Genomic DNA, 10,690 nt, shown 5'->3' on the forward strand with positions numbered 1-10,690 from the left:
AATGAGTGAGGATATTAAAGCTCAAACCTTGAATATCCAATTCTTAGTTGACTATCAGGACAATACTGTTGTCAGTCGTGAAGTAATCAAAAAGGAATTGGGAACCGTTACATTCTTTGCCTTTGATCAAGGTCAGGGATTGTCAGAGCATTCCGCTCCTTTTGATGCGATGGTTCAGGTAATTGACGGTGAAGCGGAAATCACAATTTCCGGTAAAAAACACACTGTTAAAGCTGGTGAAATGATTATCATGCCTGCAAATGAACCTCACGCACTTCAAGCTGAAAACAGTCCATATAAAATGATTTTAACCATGATTAAAAGTGATTAATTTCATTTTATCTCTTTTTTTAAAATACTTATACTCATATTGTCACCCAAACCAACTGGGAGTTAGGAGTATTGATTCTCCTAATAACCTAGTATTGTTTCCACCAAACCATTATCCAGTCGGCTTTGTCTTTTACATTGAATAATTTTCCGGTTTCTTCATCTTTGGTTAAAATTTCAGATAAATATTTTTTAAGCTCTTCTTTTTCACTTTCAGTGTATAAATCCAGTCTGAATTTACCGTTGTCAACTGCTTCATCAATGCTGTCATATTCTCGGTAATTGTTCAGATCAAACCTTTGGACATTTGCATATATTCCCATATTGTAAAGTATGTTGAAGAAATAATTGTAATCGGGGAAGTTTTCGGTTTGTTTTCCTATTCTTTTATCAAAATCTTTTTCTATTTTTTTGTTTTCAGGTCCGAAAATGGTTATAAAAACGTATTTGTTAGCTATTTTATTCAGCTCAGACAACACCTCATCAATAGGTATAATTCCATTTAGAGACCTTGAGCAGACAACAACATCCACATCTCCTATTTCATCGTATTTTATGTTTTCAATCGGTTTTAAAATGGTTTCAATGTTTGAAATATCATTTTCAACAGCTCTTTTTTCAAGATATTCCAACATTTTGGGTGACGAATCAAGTCCTATTACCTGTTTGACTTTTTTAGCAATGGGTATGGTAACAGACCCTTCACCGCATCCGACATCAAGTACTGTGTCATGTTCATCTAGAATCAGCATATCAAATAATGCATCGTCATAGTCTTCTTTATGGGTTCTTTTAAAAAATCCGGGAGCTGCCTTATCCCAGTCTTTATCAACTTTAGTGGCAAGTCTTTCAGTCCAAAAACTGACCCAGTCAACATCATTGGGGTTTTCAATGCACTGTTTCATAATTTCACATTTCCGTTTAAAACATTTTGATAATCAGCATAATTTTCCTTTAAAAGCTCAGGAATGTCCAGTTCATATGGGCAGTTGTCCACACATGCATAGCATTCCATACATTCTGTGGTCTTTTCCATCATTTCCTGATACTCTTCAGTTAGGTAAGGTTCGGTTGGAAAACGCCTGATCCAAAGGGACATTCTGGCACACAGGCTAATGTTAATGTCTTCAGGGCATGGCATGCAATATGCACAGCCTCTGCAGAAATTTTCTCCAAGTTCCTTTTTATCTTTTTGGATAATTGCTTTTAAATCATCAGTTAAAATGGTATTTTCATCGTAGGTTAGGAATTCTTCAAGTTCTTCAAGCTTTTGGATTCCCCAAATTGGCAGGACATTGTCAAATTGGTTGATATACGCAAAACTGGCTTTTGAGTTTTTAAGTAATCCTCCACCCATTGCTTTCATTGCAATAAATCCTACATCTAACTGTTTACATTTTTCAACCAGTTTAAGTTCCTCTTCACCACTTAAATAGGAAAATGGATACTGCAATGTTTCGTATAATCCACTGTCAAGTGCTTCATGGGCATGTGTAATCTTATGGGTGGTTATTCCGATGTGTCTGATTAAACCGCTATCCTTTGCTTCAAGCATTGCCTTGTAGAGCTCGTCATCTTCCTTTGGACAGAAGGATATATTGTGAAATTGATGCAGGTCAATATAATCTGTTTTCATACTTTTAAGGGAGGTTTCCAAATCCCTCCAGAAGTCTTCAACATTTTCAGATCCGCTTTTGGTTGCAAGATATATGTCTTCACGAGGAATATCTTCAAATGCTTTACCTATTTTTTCCTCACTGTCTGTATAGAAGTGTGCGGTGTCATAGAAATTGATTCCGTTTTCATATGCTTTCTGAAGTATTTCAATAGAATCTGTCATGTTTCGTCTTTGGATTGGAAGTGCTCCAAATCCATTTTTGTTTACTTCTAAATTAGTCTTTCCAAGCCTCATTTTAATAACCAATCATTTTTAATAGAATATAAAGTATTATAATGATAATTAAAATATAGATAGTTGTTTTTCCAGATAAAAATTTGGTTTGTTTAAATTCCTTGTCTTCAAGGTCTCCATGCCTCATCAGTTCATCTTTTTTAAATGAACATTTCTGATATATTGTTTCAATATCTTTCGGAAGTCTGCCATGTTCATTCAGCATATTTATTGTTTTGTTTAGGTATTTTATTGCTTCTTCATTGTTTCCAAGCTTTATTTCACAATATGCTGGTTTGTAGTTGAAATTGGTAATGATCTCCAGGTCATCTACTTCCTTTTCATATTTTATGCATCGGTTGTAATATTTCAGAGCTTCCTTATATCTTCCCAAATCGTAAAGCGCATCAGCTTTTGAATTGTTTAAAAGTATTGTCTCTTCATTTTTAAGCGCATTGTCTAAAAATTCCAGAGCCTCTTCATTGGCACCAGTTTTCTGCAGCAATAGTCCTTTGTATGTTTGAACCTTTTCGGAGGTTCCATTTTCATTTTCGTAGTGTTTAAGCAAACTCAATGCATCATCATACTCTTTTGCCTGAACCAACAGTTCAATCTTTGCCATTTTGACTTCATTTTTCTTGATTCTTGGCTCTTCTGTTTTTGAATAGGAATTATATTTGTCATATGCCAAATCCATTAACTCCAAAGCTTCATTTAATTTTCCTTTGTTGAAACGTGACATTGCCTTGTCACACATTGCGTTAATGGATTTAGGTTGCTTTTCAAGGTACTGGTTGAAGTATTTTTCACCATAATCTCCACCGTCATGGCTTTCATCGTAGTATTGATAATAAAGTCCCTTTTCTTCTAAAGCCAGAAGATAATCCTTTTCGATTAACATGTCTAGAATTGCCAAATATTCATCGATGTCATCTTTTGCATGTCTTTTTCTTGCAATTCTTAAAGCTTCTTGGTAATTTTCCTCTTCAATGTATTGTTTTGCCTTTAAAATAGCATCACTCATTATATCGACCTAATTTTTTTATCAGACTCCGATTTTTCTATAACTACTCTAATTATTATATTTGGTCTAATTATATTAAGTAATTGCTGTTGCAATGTTTCAAAAAAAAAGATGTTAAAGTCTCTTTTTGTGAGACTATTTTGCGTTTAGTATTTGGGATTTGGTTAAGCCAGTTAGTTCTGTGATTTCTTCGATGGAAGTTCCATTTTTTAGCATATTTTTTGCAACTTCTATTTTCCCTTCTATTTTCCCTTCATTTCTTTGGTATTCATATCTTGGGTTTAACATTTTTGTTTCCTCCAATAATTGAATTTTGTCTTCTTCATCTAACATGTTTGTACATAGAACATCTAAAATGTATAGGATTACTTCTTTTTCGTTATCATCAATTTTAAATTCTTTTACAAGATTGCTTGCTCTTATTAAAATATCTACTGTTGGTTCATCATAAGCAGTATAGGCTATTAACTGCAGGGCAGCAATATCTTCATCTGAAATTTCTTTTTTTGCGCTTAGTTTCTTTTCGATATTTTCAATAATATCTTTGGCATTAATATGTTTTAAAGATATTACTTTCATGGAATATGAACAGTCATCATTTAATATGTATTCGCGAGTCTTATATGGTGCATCCTCAGTGCATAAGATATATAGTTCAATTTTTTTATTTTTTAAAACACTTAATGATGATACGTATTGAAAAAAGCGTTTTATATCTTCTTCTGTTGGTAATCTTGATTGACATTCTAAAATGAGGCAGATAATTTCATTATTCTTCAGGGCTTCGCCTGCAAAGTCAAGGCGGTGCAAGGCGGGGCCTTTGCTTGCAACCTCTGAAAGAATTATGTTGTGAATTCTGTAGGGTATATTCAAAAACTTCAAAAGTCCGTTTGCACGTTTTTGGACGGTTTGCTTGAACACATAATCTGTGTAATGCAGGTATTCATAATTCTCATTTGGAATATTTTTTAAATCATTCATATTGCTTTATTTATATTTTAAACTATTTAAAACTTTTTAAAAAACAAAATAAAGTCAATTTAATGCTTTGGTAACAATTAAACATGTCTAAATCAATATTTGCTTGTAGTTGTTATGAGGTTAATCATTAACTATTTTTAACAAGAAATTCATATCTATTATAAGAAATCTTATTTTTATTAAAAATTAAAAATTGTGATGATTAAATGAATGATTTAGAAGAAATTATCTATAAACATGCTTTATTAAATGCGGCAAAACATAAAGGGTCTGCAAATCCCGGAGCGGTTATGGGTTCAATCATGTCAAATGAACCTGAACTCAGAAGCAAGGCAAAAGAAATAGGGCCTATGTCCGGTAAAATTGTAGCAAAGGTAAATGCACTATCACCAGAACAGCAAGCTGGTGAAATGGAAAGATTAGGTATCCAACTTGAAGATAAAAAACCTAAAGCAAAGGAAAAAGGATTGCAGGAACTTCCTGGATCTCATGAAAACATTGTTTTGAGATTTGCTCCAAACCCTAGTGGACCATTACACATTGGACACACCCGTGCAGCAGTTCCAAATGGAGAATATGTAAAAAGACATGACGGTAAATTAATATTGAGAATTGAGGATACTGATCCAAAAAGGGTATTTGAACCTGCCTATGATATGATTCCTGAGGATTTGGAATGGTTAGGTGTCAAAGTTGATGAAATTGTCTATCAGTCAGACAGATTTGAAATTTATTATGATTATGCTCGCCAATTAATAGAAAAGGGCGCAGCTTACATGTGTACCTGTGACGGTGCAACATTCAAGGAACTTAAGGACAACTGCAAGGCATGTCCGTGCCGTGACAATACTGTTGAGGAAAACCTTGAGTTATGGGATAAATTTGACACAATGCAAGCTGGTGAAGCAGTTTTAAGAGTTAAAACTGATATCAACCACAAAAACCCTGCAATCAGGGATTGGGTTGCAATGAGATTGGTTGATGAGGTTCATCCACGTTTAGGTACAAAATACAGAATATATCCTATGATGAACTTTTCAGTTGCAGTAGATGATCACTTGCTTGGTATGACACACGTCCTAAGAGGAAAAGACCATTTGGCAAACACTGAAAAGCAAAAATACCTTTATGACCATATGGGATGGGACCTGCCTGAATTCATCCACTATGGAAGACTTAAGATGGAAGACATTGCACTCAGTACCTCAAAAGCTAAGGAAGGAATTGAGGATGGAACATACTCCGGATGGGATGACCCAAGATTAGGTACTCTTAGAGCTATTGCAAGGCGTGGAATCGACCCAAGATCTATTTACGATTTGATTACCGAAATGGGTGTCAAGATGGCTGATTCAGCCATCAGCTGGAAGAAAATCTATGGTCTAAACCGCAACTTCCTTGAGCCTGTGGCCAACAGGTACTTTTTCTGTGAAAATCCTGTTGAAATTGCTGTTGAGGGTTATGAAGGAGGAGCAGTTGACGTTGAAAGACCGCTTCATGCAGACCACCTTGACAGAGGAAACAGAATTCTGCCGTTTGATGGAAAAGTCTATTTGGCTGAATCCGACATTAAAGATGGTCTATTCAGATTAATGGATGCGGTCAATGTTGAAATTTCAGGTGATGAAGTAAAATATCATTCAACTTCTTTTGAAGATGCAAGGGAAGTTAAAGCCAGAATCATTCAGTGGGTTCCAACCGGGGACAATGTCAACGTTAAAATCGTAATGGATGATGCATCTGTTAAAGAAGGTCTTGGTGAAAGTGCACTCAAAGATTTGAAAGTCGGTGATGTAGTTCAGTTTGAAAGGGTAGGTTTTGCCCGCTTGGATGAAATTTCAGATGATGAACTGATATTCTACTATGCTCACAAATAGGTGATTTGATGACTTTATTTTCAAACGGGTTTGCAACCCTTGAAATGCCTGAAGACTTTGAGGCAGTCGCAACAAAGGAAGAATTTAATGACATGTATCTGGTAAATACCAAAATACCTATGTCAATTAAGTTTTCAACCACTCCTACATTGGTGGGCCTTCCCGAAATCTGTGACGGCATTGAAAAGAACGTGGAGACTAACGATAAGATTAATCTGATTACTTCAGATTTTATTGTAATCAATGATGTCATTTATTATATGTTCGTATCATCATTTTCTGATGGGGAAAAAGAAATCCGCCGCAATGAATTTTTATATGTTGAGGATGATAATCTCTATATTTTTGAATACACTTATCCTTATGCTGACAGGGAACTTGATGACTTTTATTTAAATGTCATTCGTTCTTTAAAGATTATTGCTCCAAAATACATTGTGGAAAACGGTGGTTACCGATTGAATAAAGAAGAATAATTCTTCTTTTTACTTTTTTTGAATAAATTTCATTTAAATATTTACGCCTTTTTTTAATTATTAATAAATGCAACAGAATTTTGATTATTAATGGAATTTTTTTTTTAATTTTTTGAATATTCTTGCCATGTTGAATATTATTTTGAAAATTAATCTTTTTTTGATTATTGTATAATAATTTATGCCTTTTTAGGAAATAATAAATACAATTTAATTTATAAATATATATCAATTCAATTAATTAAAATGGGTTGAAAAATAATGAAATTAAAAAAGATGATGTTAATAACATTGTTTTTATTGGTTATTTTTACAATAGGTGCTGTAAATGCAGCTGAGAATACTACGGATGATGTTGTTGGCATTGAAAATCAAAATAATGTTGTAAATGAAGTTAATGATGATGTTTTAGCTGATAATCCTAAAACATTTGCTGATTTAAATTCAGCTATTAACGGTAATGATGATAGTGATGTTTATCTGAATGGAACCTATCTGTATCATTCAGATTCAGATTCCAGTTATCAATCAGGAATAAAGGTTTCACGTAATGTAACTATTCATGGTAACGGCTGCATTATTGATGGTAATAATTCGGCCGTACTTTTTGTACTGAGTAAAGGCAATATCGTTTTTAAAGATACTGTTTTTGTGAATGGTAAACATCTTTCTTATTATGAGAGCGGCTCTATTTATAATACTGCCATTCTGTCTGTTGTAAATTGTACTTTTATGAATAACGTGGCTACTAGGGGCGGAGCTATACATAATGAATATATGTTGTCTGTTGAAAATTGTACTTTTATTAATAATACAGCAAAGTCCCCAAGTGGTCCTTGGCATGGCGGTGCCATTTATAGTCATAATAAGTTTTCTGCCGTAAATTCTAAGTTTATAAATAATTATGCACAGTCTTCCGGTGGTGCTATTCATAGTAATAATGGATTGTCTGTTGTCGATTGCGAATTTATAAATAATTCTGCAAGAGGCAACGGTGGTGCAGTTTATACTTTTTATCAGTTAAATCTGGATAGTTCTGCTGTTGAAAGTTCCATTTTTATTAATAACTCTGCTGGCGGAGATGGTGGTGCTGTCGAGTTTGGTACTCTGAATATGGGTGCTCTTTACAAAACTGTAGATTGTATTTTCATTAATAACTCTGCTAAAAATGGTGGTGCACTTTATTCGGTAAATGCAACTAATTGTAATTTCACAAATAACAAAGCTTCACAAAACGGTGGAGCAATGTATGGTGCATCTGTTGCTGGAAGTAACTTCGAAAATAATGTTGCAGGCATTTCAGGTAATGATACATATAACACAACTGTAAAAACCCTTTCAAAGGTTATAATTACAGCTCCCGCAGTTACCACTCCTTACAATGGGGGCAAGTTTTTGATCGCCACATTAACTGACGGTGACGGTAAGGCAGTTGGTGGTGTTGGAGTTTCAGTTACTCTTAATGAGGTTGTTTCTAATTTGACAACCAATTCTTCAGGTCAAATCAGTCTGTCCTGTGACGGTATCGATCCTGGCGATTATGTTGCAAAGATTAAATTCAACGGTGATGATACATACCTTCCGGCTGAAAAATCAACAGATGTAATTGTTGAGAAAGTAGCATCCAGTTTGGATGTTGTTTTTGCAAATATTGAAGTGGGTCAGGTCGCATACATTAATGTTACATTGAACACTACAGCTACTGGAAATGTCGTTTTGGCATTTGATAAACAAAACTACACTAAAGCCATTGAAAACGGCAAGGCTTTATTTGCCATTTCTGATTTATTGGCTGGAAATCAAACATTTAAAGTTATTTATGGTGGAGATGAATTTTATAAAAACTCAAGTGTCACCAAATCAATAGAAGTTAAAAAAATTGACATAGTAGATGTGCAGCTGCCGACATCAGCTTCACAAAAGCAAACCACATTCAGCTTTGATTTGCCTTCTGATGCATCCGGAAATGTAACACTCGAAATCAACGGCGATAAATATAATACTACAGTTAAAAATGGTAAAGTAAATTTTAATTTAGTGAGCCTTGAGAAAGGAAAATATCCTTACAATGTTTCCTATTCAGGTGATGATAAATATAATCAGTTCACCAAATCAGGCACTTTAAATGTGGATGATGTTGTAACATACATCAGTATCACTAAAGTGTCAGGGGACTGTGTCATTGAAGGTGTCTTAAAAGAGATTGGGGGTAAGGTAATTAAAAATGCTGATTTGTCCGTTAAAGTTGGAGACAGTAATTTAACTGTCAAAACTGATGATGAAGGTACATTTACCCTTCAGGCAAAAGATAACACTGAAGTTATCATCATGTTTGCCGGTAAAGATGCATTTTTAGCATCTAATGCAACAATCACTTTAAAAAATATTGTTCCTGTAAGGGCTGTAACCAAAATCATTGGTGAAAACTACACCCAATATGCTGTAGATTTCTTTGCCGGTGAAAGAGGAGGATTCTTTAAAGTTAAATTAACAGATGCAAGTGGTGCTCCATTAGCTAATAAAACTGTAAATATCGGATACAACGGTAAATGCCTTGTACTGGAAAGTGATAACGACGGATTTGTTCAAGTACAAATCAACCTGCTTGCCGCTAACACTTTAACATTTGCTGTGGCATTTTTAGGTGATGACGTCTACGACGCTTCATTTGAAGTATACAAAATCACAATAAACAAAAAGACCACAAGTCTTTCCGCTCCGGCAAAAACATATAAAGCAAGCGCAAAAACCAAATCCTACACAGTAACCCTAAAAACAATTAAGGGTTCATCTGCCGACGGTAAAACCTATCTTGGATCAGGTAAAACCATTACTCTGTCCTTGAACGGCAAGACCTACACAGCAAAAACAAACGACAAAGGTCAGGCAACCTTCAAATTGGACATCAAAAAGAAAGGAACCTTCAAAGCCACCGTCAGCTACGCAGGAGATAACACATACGCTGCCACAAAGACAACTGCAAATATAAAAATTAACTAGAAGAGATTAAATCTCTTCTAAACTTTTCTTTTTTTAATGGATATGTGTGTATGAACTTATGACTTGATAATGTTTTTAATATGGTCTTGGTTTATATTTAATTTAGATTTAATAATTTTGCATTTTTTTTAGTAAAACATTAGAATAATCAGTGGGATTTTTAATTTACTTTGAGGTTATGGTTGTGTAAAAAAGAGAAAAATAGGAGTTATGAAATAACTCTCATTTTTAATTTTGTTCAGTAGATTTTTTTGATATCTTCCGGTTTGATGGTAATGTCTTTGCGTCTGTATCTTACGGAGATGTCGTCACCGTTGATAGCATAAACCTGGCTTGAGTAGGTTTCCCCGTCATGATTGAATATGATTTCGTCACCTTTTTTAAGCACGACTTCAACATTATTTAGTTCAATTTTGATGTTGTTTCTTGCAGGTTTGGATTTGATGACCTCTTTTTTCGGTTCAGCAATTTCTATTTCAGGTTCTTTTCTTACATCACCGAATAATTTACGAGTATTTTCCTCTCTCATTGCTTGGTCATAATCATAATCATCTTCGGGTTCGTAATATTGACCAAATTCATCATGGGTCTCATTGATGATTGGTTCATATTCGTCCTCATATTCATTGACGTTTCTGATGTATGTTTCCTCCAAATCAGAAATAGGATCGTATTCCTCTTCAGGTTCAGGTCTTAGTCTTTCTTTAACGTCCTGGAAAATTCTTGACCCTTTAATTGTATTTGTGATTTTGGCTAAATCTTTTCTGTAATCAAGGTCATTTTCCACTTCAGGTTCGCTGATTGAATTGTCTTCTTCCGGTTTGATTTTGGTTGGGGATTTTAATGTTGGCTGTTTGATTTCTTCTTCGGTATTTAATAAGACATCTGTAATGCCGTCGCCTTCAGAGATGCTTTCGATTTTTTCCTCTTCGATTTCCTGAGAAGCATTTTCAATGGCTTCTTCAATGTCTTTTTGTGTTGTGGTCTGTGGAATCTCAGTTTCCACTTCACTTTCAGCTGCTTCAGGAACATTTTCTTCTTTTGGAGTTTCTTCAACATCTAAAACTTCTTGAATGGTTTCTTCTTTTACCTCTTCTTTTGGTTCTTCAGC

8 protein-coding genes and 1 pseudogene are annotated in these 10,690 nt (G+C 34.4%); 4 read left to right on the forward strand and 5 right to left on the reverse strand.

The window, feature by feature from the left end:
* The first annotated feature begins 1 nt into the window (after nucleotide 1).
* The gene (locus Q0W04_RS07835) at nucleotides 2-331 is read left to right on the forward strand and encodes a cupin domain-containing protein (RefSeq protein ID WP_298501712.1); all 330 of its coding nucleotides are present in this window, start codon (nucleotides 2-4) and stop codon (nucleotides 329-331) included.
* A gap of 88 nt (nucleotides 332-419) precedes the next feature.
* Here Q0W04_RS07835 and Q0W04_RS07840 read toward each other — a convergent pair whose 3' ends face one another.
* The 4 genes from Q0W04_RS07840 to Q0W04_RS07855 form a co-directional block, all read right to left on the reverse strand.
* Nucleotides 420-1,235, reverse strand: a complete 816-nt coding sequence (locus tag Q0W04_RS07840) for a class I SAM-dependent methyltransferase (RefSeq protein ID WP_298501715.1) — start codon at nucleotides 1,233-1,235, stop codon at nucleotides 420-422.
* Complete coding sequence (locus Q0W04_RS07845) at nucleotides 1,232-2,242, reverse strand: aldo/keto reductase (protein ID WP_298501718.1); 1,011 nt, start codon at nucleotides 2,240-2,242, stop codon at nucleotides 1,232-1,234. The genes Q0W04_RS07840 and Q0W04_RS07845 overlap by 4 nt, the downstream gene beginning before the upstream one ends.
* A 1-nt stretch (nucleotide 2,243) precedes the next feature.
* On the reverse strand, nucleotides 2,244-3,245 hold the full coding sequence (locus Q0W04_RS07850; protein WP_298501721.1) for a lipopolysaccharide assembly protein LapB: 1,002 nt from the start codon (nucleotides 3,243-3,245) through the stop codon (nucleotides 2,244-2,246).
* 135 nt (nucleotides 3,246-3,380) lie between these two features.
* On the reverse strand, nucleotides 3,381-4,226 hold the full coding sequence (locus Q0W04_RS07855) for a hypothetical protein (protein WP_298501724.1): 846 nt from the start codon (nucleotides 4,224-4,226) through the stop codon (nucleotides 3,381-3,383).
* A gap of 206 nt (nucleotides 4,227-4,432) precedes the next feature.
* On the opposite strand from Q0W04_RS07855, the gene Q0W04_RS07860 reads away from it, so the two are divergent.
* The 3 genes from Q0W04_RS07860 to Q0W04_RS07870 all read left to right on the forward strand — a co-directional run bounded on the left by Q0W04_RS07860 (nucleotide 4,433) and on the right by Q0W04_RS07870 (nucleotide 9,579).
* Nucleotides 4,433-6,103: a glutamate--tRNA ligase gene (locus Q0W04_RS07860; protein WP_298501728.1), complete on the forward strand. Its 1,671-nt coding sequence runs from the start codon at nucleotides 4,433-4,435 to the stop codon at nucleotides 6,101-6,103.
* A gap of 8 nt (nucleotides 6,104-6,111) precedes the next feature.
* Nucleotides 6,112-6,579 carry a hypothetical protein gene (locus Q0W04_RS07865; RefSeq protein ID WP_298501730.1) on the forward strand — a complete coding sequence of 156 codons (468 nt, stop codon included), beginning with the start codon at nucleotides 6,112-6,114 and terminating at the stop codon, nucleotides 6,577-6,579.
* Nucleotides 6,580-6,840: 261 nt separating this feature from the next.
* Nucleotides 6,841-9,579: an Ig-like domain repeat protein gene (locus Q0W04_RS07870; protein WP_298501733.1), complete on the forward strand. Its 2,739-nt coding sequence runs from the start codon at nucleotides 6,841-6,843 to the stop codon at nucleotides 9,577-9,579.
* Nucleotides 9,580-9,817: 238 nt separating this feature from the next.
* Here the strand turns inward: Q0W04_RS07870 and Q0W04_RS07875 are convergent.
* Nucleotides 9,818-10,690: pseudogene (locus Q0W04_RS07875) on the reverse strand (ATPase); the annotation flags it as partial.

It is taken from the genome of uncultured Methanobrevibacter sp., from assembly GCF_947170395.1.
Classification (GTDB): Archaea; Methanobacteriota; Methanobacteria; order Methanobacteriales; family Methanobacteriaceae; genus Methanocatella.